Consider the following 21529-nt stretch of genomic DNA (forward strand, 5'->3'; position numbering starts at 1 on the left):
GACCACCTGATGGGCTTCGGCGGCCGGTTCGCCGACTCGCTGGTCGTGGACCAGCTCGACAAGCTCTCGGTGTCCTTCCTGGTCGACGACCTCGAGATCCGTCGCGGGGGAGTGGCGGCCAACATGAGCTTCGGCCTGGGCCGCCTCGGCCTGCGCCCGGTGCTGGTCGGAGCGGCCGGCGAGGACTTCGCGGGCTACCGCTCCTGGCTGGAGCGCCACGGCGTCGACTGCGACCACGTGCGCATCTCCGAGAGCAAGCACACCGCCCGCTTCGTCTGCACCACCGACACGACCGGCGCCCAGTTCGCGTCGTTCTACCCCGGCGCGATGAGCGAGGCCCGCCTGCTGGAGCTCGCCCCGATCGTGGCGAAGGTCGGCGCCCCGGCCTACGTCCTCATCGGCGCCGACGACCCCGACGGGATGCTGCGCCACACCGAGGAGTGCCGTCAGCGGGGCTACCCCTTCATCGCCGACCCCAGCCAGCAGCTGGCCTTCGCCGAGGGGGCGGTCATCCGCGACCTCATCGACGGCGCGACCATCCTGTTCTCCAACGAGTACGAGTCGGCGATGATCGAGCAGAAGACCGGCTGGTCGGGCGCCGAGGTGCTCGACCGCGTCGGCACCCAGGTCACCACGCTGGGCGCCGAGGGCGTGCGGATCCTGCGGGCGGGCGAGGAGCCGATCGAGCTCCACGCGGCCCGTGGCGTGACCGCCGTCGAGCCCACGGGGGTCGGCGACGCCTTCCGTGCGGGCTACCTCGCCGCCGCGGCCTGGGGGCTCGGCCTCGAGCGCTCCGCGCAGGTCGGCTGCGTGCTCGCGGCCTACGTCGTCGAGACCGTCGGCACCCAGGAGTACTCCTTCACCTCCGAGCAGTTCCTGGGCCGCCTCGAGGACTCCTACGGCGCGGAGGCGGCCGCCGACGTCGCTCCGCACGTGGCCCGCCTGGCCTGAGGTGCCGGCGGGCCCGCCCGCCGTCGGCCGGGCTCAGGCCCGGCGCACCCGCAGCCGCACCGCGCCGTCGCCGAGGTCGTCGGCGCCGACGTAGTGGTGCCCGCGCATGCGGCACCACGCCGGCACGTCGACGCGGGCCGCGACGTCGGTGGCGACCACCGCGACCACCTCGCCGGGCGCCACGTCGCCGACGTGCCGGGCCAGCTCGATGACCGGCGCGGGGCACACCATGCCGCGGCAGTCGAGCTCGAGGGCGACCGCGGTCGGGTCCTGGCCCGCCACCTGGCCCGCCACCTGGGCCGGCACCTGGCCGGGCGCCTCGTCCGGGTCGGCGCCCCGGGTCACAGGCCGACCTCGGCCCGCAGGTCGGCGACGACCTCGGGCAGCGCGCTCACGAAGCGCTCGACCTCGTCCTCGGTGGTCGCGGCGGTCAGCGACACCCGGACGTTGCCGTGGGTCAGGGCGCCCATCGCGGCCAGCACGTGGCTGGGCTCGAGGGTCGAGGCGGTGCAGGCCGAGCCGCTGGCCACCCCGAAGCCCCGTCGGTCGAGCGCGGTGACCAGCGCCTCGCCGTCGAGGTAGAGGCAGGAGAACGTCACCAGGTGGGCCAGCCGGTCCTCGGGGTCGCCGACGACCTCGGTGTCGGGCACCGCCGCCGCGGCAGCCCGAATGCGGTCGACGAGCCGGCGCTGCCGCGCATCGACCTCGACCCTCTCGGCGACCACGGCGCGCAGTGCGGCGGCAGCGGCCAGCGCCGCCGGCACGTTCTCGAAGCCGGAGGTGCGCTCGTCGACGCGGTCGTCGGCGGGGAAGGGGCTGACCCAGCCCGTGCCGTGGCGCACCAGCAGCACGCCCACGCCCGCGGGACCGCCCCACAGGTGGGCCGAGGCGGCGGCGACGTCCCAGCCGGGCGGCAGGTCCTCGCGACCGGCCGAGGCCCGGGCGTCGACGAAGACGGGCACGTCGCTGCCGCCCGCGCGCAGGGCCGCGACGAGACCGGTCACGGGCTGGCGGGTGCCGACCTCGTGGTTGGCCGACTGCAGCGCCACCAGCGCGGTCCCGGGCGCCGAGGCCGCCGCGGCGAGCGAGGCCGGGTCGGCACGGCCGAGCCGGTCGACCTCGAGGGTCTCGGCGCTCGCGCCGGCCCACTCCAGGGCGTGCAGGACGGCGGAGTGCTCGACCCTCGGCAGCACGACCCGGTCGCCACTGCGGGCGCGGGCCCGCAGCAGGCCCAGCAGTCCGCGGTGCACCGCGTCGGTGCCCGAGGCGGTGAAGCTGACCTCGTCGGCACGGACCCCGAGGCACTCGGCCACCACGGCGCGGGCGTTGTCGAGCAGCAGTCGGGCGTCGCGGGCGGGCCCGTGCAGGCGGCGCGGGTCGGCGTAGCCCCGCTCGAGCGCGGCGAGCACGACCTCGCGCGCGGCAGGATGGAGCGGCTCGCCGGACGCGGCGTCGAGGTAGGTCGCGGCCGGTCGCGGCGCGGAGTCGGTCACGGTGGCAACCGTAGGCCACCCTGCTCCCCCCGTGAGGGGGCGGTGAAGTACTCTGAGAACTACCCAAGATGGCTTGAGAGGAAGGCTCTTTCGTGAGTCTGTGGCTTCCCCAGCGCTCAGCTGTGAGTCGAGGCGGTGCACGCCGCCTCGGCCTGTCTGTCGCGCTCGGCCTCGGCGTGCTGCTGATGTCCGGTTGTTCCTCGGAGGCGCGGCGTCTGGCGATGCCCGAGCCCGTCACCGAGCAGGGTGAGCACACCCTCGACCTGTGGCAGGGCGCGTGGATCGCGGCCCTCGTCACCGGCGTCGTGGTGTGGGGGCTCATCTTCTGGGTCGTGGTGCGCTACCGCCGGCGCAGCGACGACGAGATCCCCGTGCAGACGCGCTACAACCTGCCGCTGGAGATCTTCTACACCGTCGCGCCGATCATGATGGTGATCGTGTTCTTCGCCCAGACCGTGCGTGTGCAGAACATCGTCCTCGACGAGGACACCCCGCCCGACCAGACCATCGGCGTCGTGGGCTTCCAGTGGTCGTGGGCCTTCAACTACGCCCTCGACGACGAGAACGGCGACGGCGTCTCCGAGACCGACCGCTACGTGTGGGAGGCCGGCACCGCCGGCTACATCCCGACGCTCTACGTGCCGGAGGGCTCCACCACGCGCTTCGAGCTCAGCTCGCCCGACGTCATCCACGACTTCGGTGTGCCGGGCTTCCTGATCAAGATGGACGTCATCCCCGGGCGCGACAACTCCTTCCAGGTGACGCCCAAGCGCCTCGGCGAGTTCGCCGGCAAGTGCTACGAGCTCTGCGGCACCTACCACTCGCGGATGCTCTTCAACGTCCAGGTGGTCCCGCAGGAGGAGTACGACGCCTACCTGCAGACCCTGGTCGACGCCGGTCGTGAGACCGACGCACCCATCACCGGCGGCGAGTTCGTCCGGACGCAGGCCGGAGCCCCCACCGACGAGACCGAGGGAGCAGCAGAGTGACCGCCACCGCAGCACAGCCGACCACGTCGGCGCCGCAGGGCCAGCCGCGCAAGCAGCTGGGCCAGCAGCTGGTCACGATCATGACCACGACCGATCACAAGCTGATCGGCAAGCTGTACCTCATCACGTCGTTCGCGTGGTTCCTGATCGGTGGCGTCATGGCGCTGCTGATCCGCTCCGAGCTGGCCTACCCCGGCCAGCAGGTCGTCAACGACGAGCTCTACAACCAGCTCTTCACCATGCACGGCACGATCATGCTGCTGCTCTTCGCGACCCCGCTGTTCTTCGGCTTCGCCAACGTGATCATGCCGCTGCAGATCGGTGCGCCCGACGTGGCGTTCCCGCGCCTGAACATGTTCAGCTACTGGCTGTTCCTCTTCGGCAGCCTCATCACCGCCTCCGGGTTCCTGACGCCCTCGGGCGCCGCCTCCTTCGGCTGGTTCGCCTACACCCCGCTCTCCGACGCGGTCCGCTCGCCCGGCGTGGGTGGCGACCTGTGGATCATGGGTCTGTGGATGGCCGGTCTCGGCACGATCCTCGGTGCGGTCAACTTCATCACCACGATCATCTGCATGCGCGCTCCGGGCATGACGATGTTCCGGATGCCGCTGTTCGTCTGGAACACCCTGATCACCAGCCTGCTGGTGCTCATCGCCTTCCCGGTGCTCGCCGGCGCGCTGCTCTCCCTCGAGGCCGACCGGCAGCTGGGTGCCCACGTCTTCGACACCGCCCACGGCGGCGCGATCCTGTGGCAGCACCTGTTCTGGTTCTTCGGCCACCCCGAGGTCTACATCATCGCGCTGCCGTTCTTCGGCATCGTGACCGAGATCCTGCCGGTCTTCAGCCGCAAGCCGCTCTTCGGCTACGTCGGCCTGGTCGGCGCCACGCTCGGCATCGCGATCCTCTCGGTGGCGGTGTGGGCGCACCACATGTTCGTGACCGGCGCGGTCGACCTGCCGTTCTTCTCCGGCATGACCTTCCTCATCGCCGTGCCGACCGGGGTGAAGTTCTTCAACTGGATCGGCACGATGTGGGGCGGCTCGCTGTCCTTCGACACCCCGATGCTGTGGTCGATCGGCTTCCTGACGACCTTCCTCTTCGGTGGTCTCACCGGCATCATCCTGGCCAGCCCGCCGCTCGACTTCCACGTCTCCGACTCCTACTTCGTGGTCGCGCACTTCCACTACGTCGTCTTCGGCACCGTCGTGTTCGCGATGTTCGCCGGCTTCTACTACTGGTGGCCCAAGATGACCGGCCGCATGCTCGACGAGCGGCTCGGCAAGCTCCACTTCTGGATCCTCTTCGTGGGCTTCCACCTCACCTTCCTCGTGCAGCACTGGCTCGGTGTCGAGGGCATGCCCCGTCGCTACGCCGACTACCTCCCCGAGGACGGCTTCACGACGCTGAACCAGATCTCGACCGTGGGCGCCTTCCTGCTCAGCGCCTCGATGATCCCCTTCTTCTACAACGTCTACGTCTCCCGCAACGCCCCGCTCGTCGAGACCGACGACCCGTGGGGCTGGGGCCGATCGCTGGAGTGGGCCACCTCGTGCCCGCCGCCGCGCCACAACTTCGTGACGCTGCCGCGGATCCGCTCGGAGTCGCCCGCCTTCGACCTGCACCACCCGGAGATCGCGGCGATGGAGATGGAGCAGAACGCCGCCGCCGCCGACAGCGGCTCGTTCGCTGACGCACCCGACATGGAGGGCCGTGCCGACCTGCTGCGAGAGCGGCGCGGTCAGACCGGCACCGACGACCACGGCACCGACGGAGGTACCCAGCGATGAAGGCCGAGGCCTGGATCTTCGCGATCTGCACGATCTTCCTGGTGCTGGTGACCCCGGCGTACTGGTTCATCACCGAGGCCGGCAGCACCGGTGGCGACTGGACGGGCACCTCGGCGCTCACCATGACCACCCTGCTGACCCTCATGGTCACCATCTACCTCGGCTTCCACGCCAAGAAGATGGACGACCGGCCCGAGGACCGCAAGGACGGCGAGATCGCCGACGGCGCCGGCGAGCTGGGCTTCTTCCCGCCGTACTCGTGGTGGCCGCTGTGGGCCGCGCTGACCCTGGGCGTGATGGTGTTCGCGATCGCCATGGGCGCGTGGTGGCTCTTCATCATCGGCACCGTGCTCGGCGCCGTGGCCACCTGCGGCCTGATCTTCGAGTTCTACCGCGGGGAGCACGCCCACTGAGGCAGGCCCCGTCGTGAGGTCCCGCACGGACCGCACCGCGCAGTGACCGACTCCGCACGCCGTCCGGCGTGCGGAGTCGGTCTTTTTACTCTGCGCGGTTACCCTGGAGGAGCGGCCCTGCTGGGCCGACGCCACCACCTGTCCCGGGGGACCCGGGACGTCGTCCTCCTGGAGTCGCCCGCATGTCGCTCAGCCTGCCCCGTCGCGCCCGCCGGTCGAGCGCGGCCGTCATGACCTCCCTGGCCCTGGCGGCCTGCGTGGGCCTGACCGCCTGCGACGCGGGACAGACCGACGCGGGCGCCGGCAGCGACACCGCGCCGGGACGGTCGGGCACCGACGAGACCTCGCAGGCGGCCCCCGCCTCGGTCTCGGCCAACGTGCGCAAGGCCGCCCAGGACGTGCCGGTCGACACCCTCGTCGCCGTGACCGTCGCCCACGCCGAGCTCGACTCGGTGAAGGTGACCTCCCCGGCCGGGCCGGTCGCCGGCGCCATGGCCGACGACGCCTCGTCCTGGAAGGCGTCCGAGCGGCTGGAGCCCGGCACCCCCTACACCGTCACCACGCTCGCCCACGACGGGGAGGGGGAGCCGGTCCGCGACGTCACGCGCTTCACGACCGCCGACCTCACCCTCGACCAGCAGACGTTCCCCTCCGTCGCACCGCTCGACGGCGAGACCGTCGGCGTCGGCATGCCCGTCGTGGTGACCTTCGACCTGCCCGTGACCGACCGCGCAGCGATCGAGCGGGCGATGTCGGTGACGGCGACCCCCGCGCAGCCGGGCACGTGGCACTGGCTCAGCGACTCCGAGGTGCACTACCGGCCGAAGACCTACTGGAAGGCCGGCACGCAGGTCAGCGTCGACGTCGACGTCAACGGCGTCGACGCCGGCGGCGGCATCTACGGCCAGGAGGACCGCGACATCGACTTCACGGTCGGTGACGCCCACGTCTACAAGGTCGACGCCAGGACCCACCAGATGCAGGTCTTCAGCAACGGCGACCTGCTGCGCACCATCCCGATCACCACGGGCAAGGCCGGGTTCACCACCCGGTCGGGCACGAAGGTGATCATGGAGAAGTTCGAGAGCCGCCGCATGAACTCCGAGACCGTCGGCATCGCCGCGGGCAGCGCGGAGGCCTACGACATCGCCGACGTCCAGTACGCCATGCGGCTGACCTACTCGGGCGAGTTCATCCACGCCGCCCCGTGGTCGGTGTCGTCCCAGGGCTCGGCCAACGTCAGCCACGGCTGCACGGGCATGAGCACCGAGAACGCCGCCTGGCTCTACGCCATGACGCTGCGCGGCGACGTCGTCGAGTACACCGGCACCGACCGCCCGATGACGCTCGACAACGGCTACGGCGACTGGAACGCCTCCTACGCCGACTACCGGGCCGCCTCCGCCCTCTGAGGCCGCTCTGCGGCACCCGGGCGCCCTCTCGGGTGTCCTGTGGTGCGGCGCGGTTGACTCACGCCGCTCGCCCCCTCTGAGACCGGTGCAGCCCCGCTGGGCGTCGTCAGAGGCGTCCTCGGGGGTCGCTCGCGCACGAGCGAGGGCCTGGCCGCCACGCGCGTGCGGCGGGCGCGGCGGGGGAGGGGAGAGCGGGTACGACGAAGGCCCCGGACCGATCGGTCCGGGGCCTTCGTCGTGGTGGTGCGGGTGGATCAGTGGTCGCCGCGGAGCGTCTCGCCCTCGACGGAGTGGTGACCGTCGAACTGGTGACCGTCGGCGGAGCGACCCTCCATCGCACCCTGGAGCTGGTGCTCGTGCTCCGCGTGGTGGTGGGCCTCCTCGAGCTCGGCCGCCGTCGGCTTCTGCACGTTGTCGGCGTACCACAGCGTGGAGAGCCGTCCGCGCAGCTTGGCCAGGCGACCGCCGGGGGCGGGCACACCGTTGGCGTCGGTCTGCGCCTCGGGGTCGTAGACCTCCTCGCGGGAGCGGGCGGTGAGGGTGTAGGCCGCGCTCTCCGAGATGGGCAGGTGACGCTCGCTGTAGCCGCCCTCGGGGGAGCGCATGATGATGCCGGTCTCGTAGCCGTGCAGGAGCTTCTGCTCGTCGTGACGCTGCAGCGAGATGCACCAGCGACGCGTGATGAAGAAGGCCAGCACCGGACCGACGAAGACCGCCACCCGCATGAAGTAGCTGATCTGGTTGATGCTCAGGTTCAACTTGATCGCGATGATGTCGTTGCCGCCCGCGGCCCACATGAGGCCGTAGAAGGTCATCAGCGCCACCATGATCGCGGTGCGCGTCGGGGCGTTGCGCGGGCGCTCCAGCAGGTGGTGGTCCCGCTTGTCGCCGGTGATCCACGACTCGATGAAGGGCAGCATCAGCAGGATCGTGAACATCAGGCCCGGCAGCACGATGATCGGGAGGAACACGTTCCACGCGATCGTGTAGCCGAAGATGTGCGACTCGATGCCCGGCATGATGCGCAGCGCTCCGTCGGGCCAGCCCATGTACCAGTCGGGCTGGGATCCCGCGGTCACCTTCGTCGGGTCGTAGGGGCCGTACTTCCACACCGGGTTGATGGTCAGCAGGCCGCCCATCATGGCGCAGACGCCGAACACGATGAAGAAGAAGCCGCCGGCCTTCGCGGCGTAGACCGGGAGCATCGGGAAGCCGACGACGTTCTCCTCGGTGCGTCCGGGACCGGGCCACTGCGTGTGCTTGTGGTAGACGAGCAGCAGCATGTGGGCCGCGATCAGGGCCAGCAGCAGACCGGGGATGAGCAGCACGTGGATGGTGTAGAGCCGCGGGATGATCGACTCACCCGGGAACTCGCCGCCGAAGAGGAAGAACGACAGGTAGGTGCCGACCACCGGGATGGACTTCATGAAGCCGTCCGCGGCCCGGATGCCGGTGCCGGAGAGCAGGTCGTCGGGCAGCGAGTAGCCGGTGAAGCCCTCGAGCGTGCCCAGGAGCAGCAGCAGCGAGCCGATGACCCAGTTGAGCTCGCGGGGCTTGCGGAACGCACCCGTGAAGTAGACGCGCAGCAGGTGGATCATCATCGACGCGATGAAGAGCATCGCGGCCCAGTGGTGCATCTGGCGCATCAGCAGGCCGCCGCGCACGTCGAAGGAGATGTGCAGCGTGGAGGCCAGGGCCTCCGACATCGCGATCCCGCGCAGCTGGTTGTAGGAGCCCTCGTAGTGGACCTCGCCCATGCTCGGGACGTACCAGAGCGTCAGGAAGACACCACTGAGGAGGAGGACCACGAAGCTCCACAGGGCGATCTCGCCCAGCATGAAGGACCAGTGGTCGGGGAAGACCTTGCGCAGGTTCTTCTTCGCGAGCGTGCCGAGGCCGAGGCGCTCGTCCGCCCAGTTCGCGACGGCGCCGGCCCGGTTGGGCTTGGCCGTCGCCGCGGCGCCGGAGGTGGTCGTCGCGACCTTGCTGGTGTCGATGCTCATAGGTCAGCCTCGCCTTGATCGCCGATGTCTTCGTGGGATCGCTCCCAGTAGCTGGGCCCGACGGGCTCAGTGAAGTCGCTCTGCGCCACCAGGTAACCCTCGTCGTCGACCATGATCGGCAGCTGCGGCAGGTGCCGGGCGGCCGGGCCGAAGATGACGCGGCCGGAGTCGGCCAGGTCGAAGGTGGACTGGTGGCAGGGGCACAGCAGGTGGTGCGTGGTGCGCTCGTTCAGCGAGATCGGGCACCCGACGTGGGTGCAGATCTTGGAGTAGCAGGTGATGCCGTCGACGGTCCAGTTGTCCCGGCCCTCGCCGGGGATGATCTCGTCGGGGTCCATGCGGAGCAGGATGACCGCGGCCTTCGACTTCGCGACGTTGAGCTCGACGCCCTCGATCTCGGGGTAGCCGTTCTCCTCGGTCGGGAAGATGGCCTCGGGCTCGGCGTTGACGAGGTCGCCGATCTCCAGGTCGGAGGCGCGGATCGGGGTGCCGACGACGTCGCGCACGATGCGCATGCCGGGTGCCCAGATGGTGCGCTCGAGGCCACCGCTCTCGGGGTCGGCGGCGGCCGCCTGGCTCGGGGTGGGGCCGAGGTCGCGCAGCAGCACGATCGCCGGCGCGCCCAGGAGGCCGACGGCGCCGAGCAGCGAGTTCCGCACGAGGGGGCGCCGGGCGATGCCCGACTCCTCGAGGCCGTCGTTGAGGGCCTTGAGGGTGACCTCGCGGTCCTCGTCGGAGGAGCGGGCGGGGTGGCGCATCTCGACCATCTCGTGGTCGGCCATGAGCTTGCGGGCCCACTGGATGATGCCGATCCCGATCAGCAGGAGCGCGCCGCCCAGCGTGGTGCCGAGCACCACGGTCGAGGCGCCGTAGTTGAGCACCGTGTCGTGGTTGTCACCGATGCCGAGGGCGATGTAGCCGACGACGAAGAGCACGGTGCACACGGCCGACAGGCCGAACAGCACCGCGACCTGGCGCTCGGCGCGCTTCTCGGCCTTGGGGTCGACGTCGGTGGGACGCCAGGTGTGCTCCGGGAGCCCGGGGTTGGCCAGCGGCTCCTCGGGCGGGAGCGCGGGGAGGTGGTGGCCGTCGGAGCTCTGCTCGAGTCCGGCGCCGCCTCCCTGGGAGTCGTGCGTCGTGGTCACGCGCTCACCTTCTTCTTGCTCGAGCGGGTCGTGTGGGCTGCGATCCAGATGGCGAAGCCGACCAGGGCGCCGATGCCGACGACCCAGGCAAAGAGGCCCTCGGCCACGGGGCCGAGGCCGCCGAGGCCGAAGCCGCCGTACTGCGGGGACTCCTCGAGCGAGCCGAGGTAGGCGATGACGTCGCGCTTCTCGTCAGGGGTGATGTTGCCGTTGGAGAAGCTGTCCATCGCCTGCGGGCCGGTCAGCATGGCCTCGTAGATGTACTTCGGCTCGACGCCCCGCAGGGTGGGGGCGTAGCCGCCGCGGGGCATGGCCCCGCCGGCGCCCTCGAAGTTGTGGCAGGCGGTGCAGTTGGTGAGGAAGATCTGGCCACCGCGGACGATGGCGGCCTCCTGCTCCTCGGCGGTGAGGCCCTCGAGGCTGTAGTCGCTCTCGTCGGGGATGCCCGGGCCGGGAGCGAGGGAGGCGACGTAGGCCGCCAGCTGGGCGGTCTCCTCGTCGCTGTAGGACTCCGGCTTGCGGGGGGCCTGCTGGCCGGGCTGGGCCATCGGCATCCGGCCGGTGCCGACCTGGAAGTCGACCGCCGCGGCGCCGACGCCCACGAGGCTCGGGCCGATCTGGTCGCCGTTGACGGTGTACTGGCCCTCGCCGTTCTGCCCGTGGCAGAAGGCGCAGCCGATGAGGAACAGCTCGCGGCCGGCCTCGACGTCGGCGGCCTGCGTGTCGGTGCTCTCCGCCTGGGCCGGCGCGAAGGCGGCGTACATGCTGCCGGTGAGCAGCAGACCCACGACCAGCATCATCAGGCCCGCGAGGCGGCCACGACGGTGCCGGGAGAGTCGTCCGGCGGAGCGGTTCAGGAAGCGCACAGTAGATCCTCTGTCGTCTGTTGAGAAAACTCTACATCTGTTGTGTAGGAATCGGTCACTTCACCAGGTAGATCGTGGCGAACAGACCGATCCAGACCACGTCGACGAAGTGCCAGTAGTAGGAGACGACGATCGCGCTGACCGCCTGCTCGTGGGTGAACCGCCTGGCCAGGTAGGTGCGACCGAGGACGAGGAGGAACGCGATCAGTCCGCCGGTCACGTGGATCCCGTGGAAGCCGGTGGTGAGGTAGAACATCGAGCCGTACGCCGAGTCCTGGATGGTGATGCCCTCCTGGACCAGGTTGGCGTACTCCACCGCCTGCCCGCCGACGAAGATCGCGCCCATCACGTAGGTGAGGAAGAACCACTCGCGCAGACCCCACGTGCGGAACTGGAGCAGGGAGCCGGCACGGCCCACCTGGCCCCGCTCCGCGGCGAAGACGCCGAGCTGGCAGGTCAGCGAGGAGAGGACCAGGATCGTGGTGTTCACCGAGGCGAACGGCACGTCGAGGACCGCCGTGTTCTCGGCCCACAGTTCCGGGCTCACCGCGCGGATCGTGAAGTACGACGCGAACAGGGCCGCGAAGAACATCAGCTCGCTCGAAAGCCAGATGATTGTCCCGACGCTGACCATGCTCGGTCGGTCATGGTGCCCGTGCAGACGGGATGCAGGGATAGTTGCTGCTGTCGCCACCTGAGCATTATGTCCTGAGCCCGGGCTGAGGCCACCCCGACCCCCTCATGAGAGTCGTCCTATCGTGGAGCGCGTGGATCCTGCCGCGCTGTCGTCGCTCCTGCCCGCCTCCACCGGAGGTCTTCCGGCGGTGTCCGCGGGCACGGCCTGGACCTCCGACCTGACCCTGCCGCCCTTCGACCTCGGCGCCTTCTTCAGCCAGTGGTCGCTGGCCCCGGTGCCCACGATCGGCACCGTGTGGGTCGTCGGGCTCTACCTGCTCGGCGTGCGCGCGATGCACCGCCGGGGGGACCACTGGCCGGTGGGCCGGACCGTCTCCTTCGTGGTGCTCGGCATGGGCACCTTCTACGTCGCGACGGCCTCGGGGCTGGCGGCCTACGACACCACGCTGCTGAGCGTGCACATGGTGCAGCACATGGCGCTGTCGATGCTCGTGCCGCTGGCGCTCGCCCTGGGGGCGCCGGTCACGCTCGCGCTGCGCACGCTCCCCGCGACCCCCCGCCGTTGGCTCCTCGCCGTGCTCCACTCGCGGGTCGGGCGGGTGCTGTCCTTCCCCCCGCTCACCTTCACCCTCTACATCGTCTCGCCGTGGGCGCTCTACTTCTCCGGGTGGTACCGCGCCTCGCTGGAGTCGGTGTGGGTCCACGAGATGATGCACGTGCACCTGGTGATGGTCGGCGCCCTCTTCTTCTGGCCCCTCATGGGCATCGACCCGGTGCCGGGACGGGTGGGCTACCCCTTCCGGGTCCTGCTCACGGTGCTGACGCTGCCCTTCCACGCCTTCCTCGGGGTCACGATCATGGGCCAGGAGACCCTGCTCGGCGGCGACTGGTACCCCCGGCTCTCCGAGGGCCCGATGGGCGCCTGGCTCCCCGACCCGATGGACGACCAGCACCTCGCGGGCGGGATCCTGTGGGGCACCGGCGACCTCATCGCCCTGGTCTTCTTCGGCGTGCTCTTCACCCAGTGGGTGCGCTCGTCGATGAAGGAGGCCACGCGCGAGGACCGTCGCCTCGACCTGATGGAGGCACGCGAGGCCCGCTCGGCGGCCGTCGCCGGCGCGGGGAGCGCCGCCACCCCGCCGCCCGGCCGCGATCCCGAGAGGTAGCATCGCGCCCGTGACCAGCCCGAAGACCGCCCTGAAGGTGCTCGTCTACAGCGACGACGTGCACACGCGCCAGCAGGTGATCCTGGCCCTCGGCCGGCGCCCCCACCCCGACCTCCCCGAGCTGGAGTACGTCGAGGTCGCCACCGAGCCGGTCGTCGTGCAGCACATGGACTCCGGGCTGATCGACCTCGCGGTGCTCGACGGCGAGGCCGTGCCCGCCGGCGGCATGGGCATCGCCAAGCAGCTCAAGGACGAGATCTACCACTGCCCGCCCGTGATCGTGCTCACCGGCCGCCCGCAGGACGCGTGGCTGGCCACCTGGTCACGGGCCGAGGCGGCCGTGCCCCACCCCATCGACCCCCTCCAGCTCGCCGAGACCGTCGTCACGCTGCTGCGCGACCGCGCGCCCGCGGCGACCTGAGCGCCGTGGTCACCTGGCCCGACGTCCTCGGCGACCTCGTCGCGCGCCGCGACCTGAGCGCGGAGCAGACCGCCTGGGCGATGGCAGAGATCCTCGAGGGCAACGCCACGCCGGTGCAGATCGCGGGCTTCGCCGTGGCGCTGCGCGCCAAGGGCGAGACGATCGAGGAGATGCTCGGCCTCGTCGAGGCGATGAGCGCGCGCGCCACCCCCATCTCGGTCGAGGGTCGCCTGCTCGACATCGTCGGCACCGGCGGGGACCGCTCGATGTCGGTCAACATCTCCACGATGTCGGCGATCGTCGCCGCGGGCGCCGGCGCCCGCGTGGTCAAGCACGGCAACCGCTCGGCCTCCTCCAAGTCCGGCTCCGCCGACGTGCTGGAGGCGCTCGGGGTGCGCCTCGACCTCTCCGCCGCTCGGGTGGCGGAGCTGGCCGGCAGCGTCGGCATCACCTTCTGCTTCTCGGCCGCCTTCCACCCGGCCATGCGTCACGCCGCCGTGGCCCGTCGCGAGCTGGGCGTCGGCACCACCTTCAACTTCCTCGGCCCCCTCACCAACCCCACGCGCCCCGCGGCCCAGGCCGTCGGGTGCGCCGACGCCGCCGTCGCCCCGGTCATGGCCGGCGTGTTCGCCGCCCGCGGGGTCGACGCCTGGGTGTTCCGCGGTGACGACGGCCTCGACGAGCTCACCACCACCACCACGTCCTCGCTGTGGGTCGTGCACGCCGGGGAGGTCACCCGCACCTCGGTCGACCCGCGGGCCCACGGTCTCGCGGCGGCGACGACCGCCGACCTCGCGGGGGGCGATCCCGCCTACAACGCCGAGGTGGTGCGGCGGCTGCTCGCCGGTGAGCGCGGGCCGGTGCGCGACGCCGTGCTGCTCAACGCCGGCGCCGCCCTCGCGGTGCACGCAGCGCCGGGGCAGCCCGTCGACGAGGCCCTGGCCGCCGGCATCGCGCGTGCCGCCGAGGCCGTCGACACCGGGGCCGCCCAGGACCTGCTCGCCCGCTGGGTGGCCGCCTCCGCCTGAGGGGCCCGACCGCGGCTCAGTCGAGGCCGAGGGAGAACGCCGACTCCAGGTCGTGGCGGGAGTAGGCCCGGAAGGCGATGTGGGTCTCCGTGGACTGCACGCCCGGGACCTTGTTGAGCCGGTCGGCCACCACCGCGGCGACCTCGTCGTGGTGGCGCACCCGGATGAGCGCGATCAGGTCGATCTGACCGGTGACGGAGTAGACCTCCGAGACGCCCTCGAGGGCGGCGATGCCCTCGGCGACCTCGGGGATCCGGGCCACGTCGGCCTTGACGAAGACGATCGCAGTCAGCATGCGGGCCAGCCTAGACCCGGCGGGCCGCGAGCCCGCGCGACCGGACCCGGGCCGGGGTGGGGGCGGCGGGGTCGGGGCGCCGGGGTGGGGGCGCCGGGGTCGGGGCGCCGGGGTGGGCGGGGCCGTGGGCCGGGGTGGGCTCAGCGCGCCGGGCGGTGCACGGGCGCGAGGTCGCGGCGGTCCTCGAAGGGCACGAGGGTGCGGCGCGACTCGGCGACCGCGTCGTGGACGGCCAGGTGGCGGGTCGCCCCGGCCACCGGGCAGACCCACTCGCCCTCGACGTCGACCAGGCGCACGCCGGGGGACTCCAGCCACCGCAGGATCTTCTCGCTCTCCTCGGCGGTGGCCGCGGGCACCGGCCCCGGCGCGGCGGCCACGGTCTCGGCGCTCGCGCGCAGCTCCGCGACGTACTGGTGGGCGTCGGCGCCGGTGGGGATCACCCCGGCGGCGGCCAGGCGCCCCCGGCGCACGACGTGCACCGCCCAGCGGCCGTCGTCCTCGCGGCGGCAGGCCACCAGCTCGGGGCAGCCACTGAGCGCGGAGAGGCGCTGGGTGCGTGACGCGGCGCGCACGAAGGCGGCCAGGCGGTCGCGGTGCACCCCTGCCTCCTCGAACCGGTCGTCGGAGGCCAGCGCCTCCATGCGGTGGTTGATCGACTCCACGACCTCGTCGGGGCGGCGCAGCAGGGTGTCGCTGAGCCGGCGCACCATCGCGGCGTAGGTCTGCTCGTCGACGCTGCCGTCGCAGGGGGAGAGGCAGCGGCCCATCTCGGCCAGCACGCAGGCGCTGCGGGAGGGGCGCCGCGGCAGGCGGCCCGAGCACTGGCGCACCGGGAAGGTGTCGTGCAGCGCGGCGAGGGCCTTGTCGGCGGCGCGGCGCGAGCCGAAGGGGCCGAGGTAGTCGGCGTCGTCGTCGAGCACCCGGGTCACCAGCGACAGCCGCGGCCAGGTCTCGCGGGTGAGCTTGACGAAGTGCACCTTGCGCGAGTTGCGCGAGCGGCGGTTGTAGCGCGGCTCGTGCTCGGCGATGAGCCGCAGCTCGCGCACCTGGGCCTCCAGCGGCGTCGCGCACTCGATGCCGGTGACCGTGGCGGCCAGCCCGACCATCTCGCCCATGCGCGAGCGGGTCTCGGAGGCCGTGAAGTACGACCGGACGCGGGTGCGCAGGTCCTGCGAGGTGCCGACGTAGAGCACCCGCGAGCGGTCGTCGCGGAAGAGGTAGACCCCCGGGGCGTGGGGGAGGCCCTCGGCGAGGTGGCGCTTCTTGCGCTGGGCGGTGCTCACCCGGGCCGAGAAGGTCTGCAGCTCCTCCAGGGTGTGCACGCCGAGGCCCCCCAGCCGCTCCATGAGGCCGTGCAGCACGTCGACGGTGGCGCGGGCGTCGGACAGGGCGCGGTGGTTGGGGGTCGTGGTGGCGCCGAAGAGGGCCGCCAGCGAGGAGAGCTTGCAGTTGGGAGCGTCGTCGCGGGTGATGACGCGGCGGGCCAGCCGCGCGGTGTCGAGCACCTCGAAGCGCGGCCACGGCCGCTGCTGCTCCGCGGCGAAGTGCTTGAGGAAGCCGACGTCGAAGGGGGCGTTGTGGGCGACGAGCACGCAGCCCGCGGCGAACTCCAGGAAGGCCGGGAGCGCCGACTCGATCGGCGGTGCGCCCGCGACCATGCCGTTGGTGATGCCGGTGAGCACGGCGATGAACGGCGGGATCTCGCCGCGGGGGTCGACCAGGGTCTGGAACTCGCCGAGGACCTCGCCGCCACGGACCTTGACCGCGCCGATCTCGGTGATCATCGAGCCACCCGCGGCCGAGCCCCCGGTGGTCTCGAGGTCGACCACGCAGAAGGTCAGGTCGCGCAGGGGGCGCCCGAGCTCGTCGAAGCTGCGCTGGGCCTCCCAGGGCGAGGGCGCCTCTCGCGTGCTGCTGCTCATGGTGGGCGACGCTAGAGCGGCGCACCGACAGTCCGGTGGCGACGCGCGGCATAGGCTGGCGGTCCGCAGGGGCGCGGTCCGGGTCGTGCCCCGGGTGCTGTGGGCCCACCGCGCGGTGCCCGCCCCGAGCCGCCCGTCCCGACCCGCCCGACCCGACTTCCCCGCGAGGTGCCCCTCCATGTCCGACCCGGCCGCCCCCTCCGACCTCGGGGACCTCCCCGAGCCGGTGCGCGCCCGGGTGGTGGCGCTGAGCGCCGAGGTGCTGCCCGACGTGGCCGCGCTGCCGCCGTCGCTGCGACGGGTCGCGGCCTTCACGCCGTCCCGGCGCGCGCGCCTCGGTGCGACCGCCCTCGCCGCAGCGCTGGGCGACCAGCGCCTGCGCGAGCGGGTGGCGGTGCAGGTCGCCGCTCGACGGTCGTCGACCCTCGCCGACCTGGCGCGGCTGGACGACCCGGTCGAGGCGGCCGCGCTGGCCTGGCTGGTGCGCCCCGACGGCTGGCAGGAGCCGGTCGCCGCCGCGGTCGACCTGACCGCGGCCCGGGCCGCACAGCAGGAGGCCGAGCAGGAGTCGCGGTGGCGACGCCGCGCCGAGGCGGCCGAGCAGGCCCTGCGCGAGCAACGCGCCCTGCACCGCCAGCAGGTCGAGGACTACAAGGCCGAGGTGGCGGGCCTGCGGCGCCGGCTGGCCGAGGCGCGCCGCGGCGACCAGGCGGTCGACGACGCGGTCCTCGACGGGCTCCGAGGCGAGCTCAACGAGCAGACCCGGGCCCGCCGGGCCGCCGAGGACGCACTGGCGGCCGAGCGGAGCGGCGTACGACGGCTGCAGGCGCAGGTCGAGCGGCTCGAGGCGACCAGCCGCACCGAGCGCCGCGCGGCCCGCAGCGAGCGCGACGAGGTCAGCCTGCGCGCCCGTCTGCTGCTCGACTCGGTCATCGATGCCGCCGCGGGGCTGCGCCGCGAGCTGGCCCTGCCGCCGGTGAGCGGCAGCCCGGCCGACCGGGTCGAGGCCGAGGTGGCGGCGGAGCGCGGACCCCGCACCCCCGGCGGCGTCGCCGACACCGTGAGCCCGGCGGTGCTCGAGCAGCTGCTCGCCCTGCCCCACGGACGGCTGCTCGTCGACGGCTACAACGTCAGCAAGGGCGTGTGGGGCGGCTCGTCGCTCGAGGCCCAGCGGATCCGGCTGCTGGCCGCCCTGGCGCCGCTGGTCGCGCGCACGGGGGCCGAGACCACGGTGGTCTTCGACGCCGCCGACTCCGAGCACCGGCCCCCCGTCAGCCCGCCCCGCGGGGTCAAGGTGCTCTTCAGCCCGCCCGGGGTGATCGCCGACGACGTGCTGCGCGATCTCGTGGCGGCCGAGCCCGCCGGCCGCACGGTGCTCGTGGTCACCGACGACCGCGGCCTGCGCGCCGACGTCACCCGCTCCGGAGCGCGCGTCGTCGGCGTCCACGCGCTCGCGGGGCTGCTGGGCCGGGTCTGACGCCGGGTCCGACGCCGAGCGGACACCGGGCCGACGCCGGGCCGACCAACCGCCCACCGCGCCGCCGGCCCACGGGCCCGGCCCCTGCGACGCGCGCTCCCGCCCGGTGCGGCGCGGGACTGTCGGTGGCGCCTGCGAGCGTCTCGCCCATGACGACGAGAATCGACTGCGACAGCTGCGTGGTCCGGGGCCTGGCCTGCCACGACTGCGTGGTCACCGTGCTGCTCGGGCCGCCGCCCGAGCTGACCTTCGACGACGACGAGGCGGCCGCGCTGGAGGTGCTCGCCGCCGGCGGCCTGGTGCCGCCGCTGCGGCTGGTGCGGGCGGTCGACACCCCGGGCGCCGAGTCCGCGTGACGCACCCCCGCGCCCGGTGTGACTCCTGTGGTCACTGGGACCCGAGGGGCTGGCGGGGGTAAAGATTGCGTGAAGGCGCCCGACGCGCCGGGGCGATCCGGCGGGCGGGTTTTGTCCGCCGGGGTGAGGCGACTAACCTCGCGTGCTCAGGTGCCCGTGGCAGTGGACCATCCGGTTCGCGCGGGCACCACGCTGAGTCCGACGCCGCCTGGCGGCGCCGGAGCCGGGGAACCAACTCTTCTGGGGTGAATCTCCCGCGAGGCGCACCCACCGGTGCGAGGAGCGGGCGTAGGGCGAGTCGTGCCCGAATCCGTCAGCTCACCCGGTAGGCGTACGACAGCAAGGGAGACCGTCCGCTCGTGCAGCACGGCCGGAAACGACTCAGCACCGCCCTCGTCGGACTCACCCTCGTGGGTGCGATCGGGCTCATCCCCACCTCGCCGGCCCAGGCCGAGCCAGACATCGACGACGTCGAGGCACGCGTCGACCGTCTCTACCACGAGGCCGAGCAGGCCTCGGAGCGCTTCAACGACGCCCGCATCGAGCTGGCCGACCTGCAGAAGGACCTGGCGGCGCTCAACGCCGACGAGGACCGCCAGGACGCCCGACTCGACGCCGTGCGCGAGCAGGTCCGCGACTCCGTCGTGCGCCAGTACGAGGGCGAGAGCATCTCCGCCGTCGGCCAGGTCGTCGTCTCCGACGACCCCAGCGCCTTCCTGGCCCAGATGACCACGATGTCGTCCTTCGACTCCGTGCAGGACGAGCTCTTCGACAGCTACACCCTCGAGACCAAGGCCCTCGACATCCGGGCGCAGGCCGTCGCGCAGCGCGCCGCCGACGTCGCGGAGACCAAGGAGCAGCTCGCCGAGGAGAAGGCGACCATCGACGACAAGCTCGCCGAGGCCGAGTCGCTGCTCGACCGCCTCGAGACCGAGGCCCGCGAGGCCGTCGTCTCGCGCGACAGCTCGGCCCGCACGGCCGCACCCGCGCCCACCAGCGTGCCGGCCTCGGGGCGCGCCGCCGCCGCGGTGCAGTACGCCCTCGCCCAGGTCGGCGACGCCTACATCTACGGCGCCGCCGGTCCGTCGGCCTTCGACTGCTCGGGCCTCACCATGATGGCCTGGGCCCAGGCGGGCGTCTCCCTGCCGCACAGCTCGAGCGCCCAGTTCTCCTCCGGTCCGCAGGTCAGCTCCAGCGACCTCCAGCCCGGCGACCTGGTCTTCTACTACAGCCCCATCAGCCACGTGGGCATGTACATCGGCAACGGCATGATCGTGCACGCCGCCAACCCCGGCAGCGGTGTCACCACCGCCCCGGTGATGTCGATGCCCTACGTCGGCGCCGTCCGCCCGGGCTGAGCCCTGACCGACGCCCCGACCTCGAAGGCCGGTCGCCCACGCACGTGGGTGGCCGGCCTTTCGCTGTGCGTGCTGGTGCTCGCCGGGCTCGTGGTGTGGCGGGTCGTCGACTCGCCCTACGTCGCACCGGCCGGCTCCGACCCGGCCGCGGCGGGGGAGGCCGAGCCCGGCCTGGCCACGGCCGCGCTGCAGCGGCTGCAGCGGGCGATCGCGAGCGGCGACGTCGCGGCGGCGGCCGCCCTGGCCCCCGGCGACGACCCGGCCGCGGCGGAGCGCCTGCGGGCCGCGGTCGACAACGCGGCCGACCTGCGGCTCACCGGCGTGACGCTGCGCTACGTCGAGCAGGCGAGCGCCGTCGACGCGGCCGGCACCTGGTCGGCGGCGGTCGAGGTGACCTGGCGCCTGCGCGGCTTCGACCCGGCGCCCGCCCGCACCGAGGTGGCGTTCACGCTGCGGGCCGAGCCCGACCGCGTCGCCCTCGTCTCGGCCGGGGGAGGGGGCCTGCGCACACCGCTGTGGCTCGCCGAGCCGCTGCGGGTGGCCCGCACCCCCGACACGCTGGTGATGGTCGCCGGCGACGCCGCCGAGCTGCGCGAGTACGCCGCCCTGGCGCGCCGCGCCGTGCCGGTGGTCGCGCGCGTGGTGCCCGCCGACCGCACCCGCCTGGTGGTCGAGGTGCCCGCCAGCGCCGACCAGCTCGACGCGCTCCTCGACGTGCCCGCCGGCACCTACGCCGGCGTCGCCGCGGTGACCGCCCCCGTCGACGGCCGTGACGAGCCGGACGGCCCGCTGCACGTCTTCGTCAACCCCGAGGAGATGTCGGGACTGCGCCCGACCGGCGCCCAGGTGGTGATGAGCCACGAGGCCACCCACGCGGTCACCGACGCCCCCACCAGCCGGGCACCGCTCTGGCTGGTGGAGGGCTTCGCCGACTACGTCGCCCTGCGCGACGTCGACCTGCCCCTCTCCACGACCGCGGCGCAGGCCATCGCCCGGGTGCGGCGCGAGGGCCTGCCCGCGGCCCTGCCCGGCACCGACGACTTCGACGTCGCGCAGACCCACCTGGGGGCGACCTACGAGAGCGCCTGGCTGGCCTGCCGCGTCGTCGCGGAGCGGGCCGGGCAGCAGGCGCTCGTGCGGCTCTACGAGGCCACCGGCCGCGGCGAGGACCTCGGCGCGACCCTGCGGCGGGTGTCGGGCCTCAGCGTCGGGCGCCTGACGCGGGACTGGCGGGGCGAGCTGCGGGCCCTCGCCGACGCCCCCGGCTGACAACGGGACGTCGTCGGACGCGGAGCAGCCCCCGTCGACCACCGCTGTGGTCGCCGGGGGCTGCTAGTCCCTCCCCTGACGGGGTCGTGCTCGTGCGGATGGTGCTCAGCCGTCGGTGACGCAGCCGGCCTCGGCACCGTTCACGGTGTCGCAGGTCTCGGTGAAGATGTCGCGGAGGTTGTCGCCGAAGGCTAGGGCGACGACGACGATGAGGGCGGCGATGCCGGCGATGAGCAGGCCGTACTCGACGGCGGAGGCGCCTCGCTCGTCGTCGCGCTCAGGCAGGAGTACGGCGAGGACGATGCTCAGGTAGGCGATCATAGGGGCTCCCTAGGTGGTCCGTGGAGGTGCGATGAGGTGAGGGGCCTCATGACTCGATCCTCGCGGAGTCCGGTCACCGGCGAATCGGCTGCCCGCCCGGCTTCGTGTAGTTCCTTTGGGCTACGAGGCCCCTCTTACCAGCGAGGCCTGGCAAGGCGGTCGGCTCTGGAAGTGCTGCAGCCCCCGTCGACCACGTGTCGCGGTCGGCGGGGGCTGCAGGT

General features: G+C 72.7%; 21 protein-coding genes and 1 riboswitch. Of the genes, 12 read left to right on the forward strand and 9 right to left on the reverse strand.

Features of this window, described 5'->3' with window-relative positions:
- The first annotated feature begins 9 nt into the window (after nt 1–9).
- Complete coding sequence (locus ASF47_RS02750; RefSeq protein WP_056862921.1) at nt 10–951, forward strand: carbohydrate kinase family protein; 942 nt, start codon at nt 10–12, stop codon at nt 949–951.
- 33 nt (nt 952–984) lie between these two features.
- Here the strand turns inward: ASF47_RS02750 and ASF47_RS21810 are convergent, their stop codons facing one another.
- Nucleotides 985–1296 (reverse strand): sulfurtransferase TusA family protein, encoded by a 312-nt coding sequence (locus ASF47_RS21810; protein ID WP_228942167.1) that lies wholly within the window; start codon nt 1294–1296, stop codon nt 985–987.
- Nucleotides 1293–2444 (reverse strand): cysteine desulfurase family protein, encoded by a 1152-nt coding sequence (locus tag ASF47_RS02760; protein WP_056862445.1) that lies wholly within the window; start codon nt 2442–2444, stop codon nt 1293–1295. The genes ASF47_RS21810 and ASF47_RS02760 overlap by 4 nt, the downstream gene beginning before the upstream one ends.
- Before the next feature lie 122 nt (nt 2445–2566).
- On the opposite strand from ASF47_RS02760, the gene ctaC reads away from it, so the two are divergent.
- The 4 genes from ctaC (at nt 2567) to ASF47_RS02780 (ending at nt 7045) form a co-directional block, all read left to right on the forward strand.
- Nucleotides 2567–3433: an aa3-type cytochrome oxidase subunit II gene (ctaC, locus tag ASF47_RS02765; protein ID WP_442937554.1), complete on the forward strand. Its 867-nt coding sequence runs from the start codon at nt 2567–2569 to the stop codon at nt 3431–3433.
- 56 nt (nt 3434–3489) lie between these two features.
- Nucleotides 3490–5220, forward strand: coding sequence for an aa3-type cytochrome oxidase subunit I (ctaD, locus tag ASF47_RS02770; RefSeq protein WP_374108185.1), 1731 nt, complete (start codon nt 3490–3492; stop codon nt 5218–5220).
- Nucleotides 5217–5633 (forward strand): cytochrome c oxidase subunit 4, encoded by a 417-nt coding sequence (locus tag ASF47_RS02775; RefSeq protein ID WP_056862448.1) that lies wholly within the window; start codon nt 5217–5219, stop codon nt 5631–5633. Before ctaD ends, ASF47_RS02775 begins: the two co-directional genes overlap by 4 nt.
- A 182-nt stretch (nt 5634–5815) precedes the next feature.
- A complete protein-coding gene (locus tag ASF47_RS02780; RefSeq protein WP_056862449.1) occupies nt 5816–7045 on the forward strand; it encodes a L,D-transpeptidase in 1230 nt (409 codons plus the stop codon).
- Between the two features lie 254 nt (nt 7046–7299).
- On the opposite strand, the gene qcrB is transcribed toward ASF47_RS02780, so the two are convergent.
- Genes qcrB through ctaE form a run of 4 tightly spaced genes read right to left on the reverse strand, consistent with a single transcriptional unit; the run spans nt 7300 to nt 11753 of the window.
- Nucleotides 7300–9048, reverse strand: coding sequence for a cytochrome bc1 complex cytochrome b subunit (gene qcrB, locus ASF47_RS02785; protein WP_056862450.1), 1749 nt, complete (start codon nt 9046–9048; stop codon nt 7300–7302).
- A complete protein-coding gene (qcrA, locus tag ASF47_RS02790; protein WP_056862451.1) occupies nt 9045–10193 on the reverse strand; it encodes a cytochrome bc1 complex Rieske iron-sulfur subunit in 1149 nt (382 codons plus the stop codon). Before qcrA ends, qcrB begins: the two co-directional genes overlap by 4 nt.
- The gene (gene qcrC / locus ASF47_RS02795; RefSeq protein ID WP_156697695.1) at nt 10190–11059 is read right to left on the reverse strand and encodes a cytochrome bc1 complex diheme cytochrome c subunit; all 870 of its coding nucleotides are present in this window, start codon (nt 11057–11059) and stop codon (nt 10190–10192) included. Before qcrC ends, qcrA begins: the two co-directional genes overlap by 4 nt.
- A 55-nt stretch (nt 11060–11114) precedes the next feature.
- Complete coding sequence (ctaE, locus tag ASF47_RS02800; protein ID WP_082499923.1) at nt 11115–11753, reverse strand: aa3-type cytochrome oxidase subunit III; 639 nt, start codon at nt 11751–11753, stop codon at nt 11115–11117.
- A gap of 73 nt (nt 11754–11826) precedes the next feature.
- On the opposite strand from ctaE, the gene ASF47_RS02805 reads away from it, so the two are divergent.
- Genes ASF47_RS02805 through trpD form a run of 3 tightly spaced genes read left to right on the forward strand, consistent with a single transcriptional unit; the run spans nt 11827 to nt 14310 of the window.
- The gene (locus ASF47_RS02805) at nt 11827–12861 is read left to right on the forward strand and encodes a cytochrome c oxidase assembly protein (RefSeq protein ID WP_228942163.1); all 1035 of its coding nucleotides are present in this window, start codon (nt 11827–11829) and stop codon (nt 12859–12861) included.
- Between the two features lie 10 nt (nt 12862–12871).
- Nucleotides 12872–13282, forward strand: a complete 411-nt coding sequence (locus ASF47_RS02810; RefSeq protein ID WP_056862454.1) for an Rv3143 family two-component system response regulator — start codon at nt 12872–12874, stop codon at nt 13280–13282.
- 5 nt (nt 13283–13287) lie between these two features.
- Complete coding sequence (gene trpD / locus ASF47_RS02815) at nt 13288–14310, forward strand: anthranilate phosphoribosyltransferase (protein ID WP_056862455.1); 1023 nt, start codon at nt 13288–13290, stop codon at nt 14308–14310.
- A gap of 16 nt (nt 14311–14326) precedes the next feature.
- Here trpD and ASF47_RS02820 read toward each other — a convergent pair whose 3' ends face one another.
- Nucleotides 14327–14605: an Lrp/AsnC family transcriptional regulator gene (locus ASF47_RS02820; protein ID WP_056862456.1), complete on the reverse strand. Its 279-nt coding sequence runs from the start codon at nt 14603–14605 to the stop codon at nt 14327–14329.
- 140 nt (nt 14606–14745) lie between these two features.
- Complete coding sequence (locus ASF47_RS02825; protein WP_056862457.1) at nt 14746–16527, reverse strand: DEDD exonuclease domain-containing protein; 1782 nt, start codon at nt 16525–16527, stop codon at nt 14746–14748.
- A gap of 178 nt (nt 16528–16705) precedes the next feature.
- Between ASF47_RS02825 and ASF47_RS02830 the strand changes: the two genes are divergently transcribed.
- The 4 genes from ASF47_RS02830 to ASF47_RS02845 all read left to right on the forward strand — a co-directional run bounded on the left by ASF47_RS02830 (nt 16706) and on the right by ASF47_RS02845 (nt 20987).
- Nucleotides 16706–18004, forward strand: a complete 1299-nt coding sequence (locus ASF47_RS02830) for an NYN domain-containing protein (protein ID WP_056862458.1) — start codon at nt 16706–16708, stop codon at nt 18002–18004.
- 149 nt (nt 18005–18153) lie between these two features.
- Nucleotides 18154–18360, forward strand: a complete 207-nt coding sequence (locus tag ASF47_RS02835) for a hypothetical protein (RefSeq protein WP_056862459.1) — start codon at nt 18154–18156, stop codon at nt 18358–18360.
- A 192-nt stretch (nt 18361–18552) separates the two neighbouring features.
- Nucleotides 18553–18707: riboswitch (cyclic di-AMP (ydaO/yuaA leader) on the forward strand.
- Nucleotides 18708–18719: 12 nt separating this feature from the next.
- Nucleotides 18720–19718: a C40 family peptidase gene (locus tag ASF47_RS02840; RefSeq protein ID WP_056862460.1), complete on the forward strand. Its 999-nt coding sequence runs from the start codon at nt 18720–18722 to the stop codon at nt 19716–19718.
- A gap of 48 nt (nt 19719–19766) precedes the next feature.
- Nucleotides 19767–20987 (forward strand): hypothetical protein, encoded by a 1221-nt coding sequence (locus ASF47_RS02845; RefSeq protein ID WP_156697696.1) that lies wholly within the window; start codon nt 19767–19769, stop codon nt 20985–20987.
- 105 nt (nt 20988–21092) lie between these two features.
- Here the strand turns inward: ASF47_RS02845 and ASF47_RS02850 are convergent, their stop codons facing one another.
- Nucleotides 21093–21308 carry a Flp family type IVb pilin gene (locus ASF47_RS02850; RefSeq protein ID WP_056862462.1) on the reverse strand — a complete coding sequence of 72 codons (216 nt, stop codon included), beginning with the start codon at nt 21306–21308 and terminating at the stop codon, nt 21093–21095.
- Between the last annotated feature and the right edge of the window lie 221 nt (nt 21309–21529).

Origin of the sequence: Nocardioides sp. Leaf285, assembly GCF_001422955.1 — a bacterium.
Lineage (GTDB): Bacteria > Actinomycetota > Actinomycetes > Propionibacteriales > Nocardioidaceae > Nocardioides > Nocardioides kribbensis.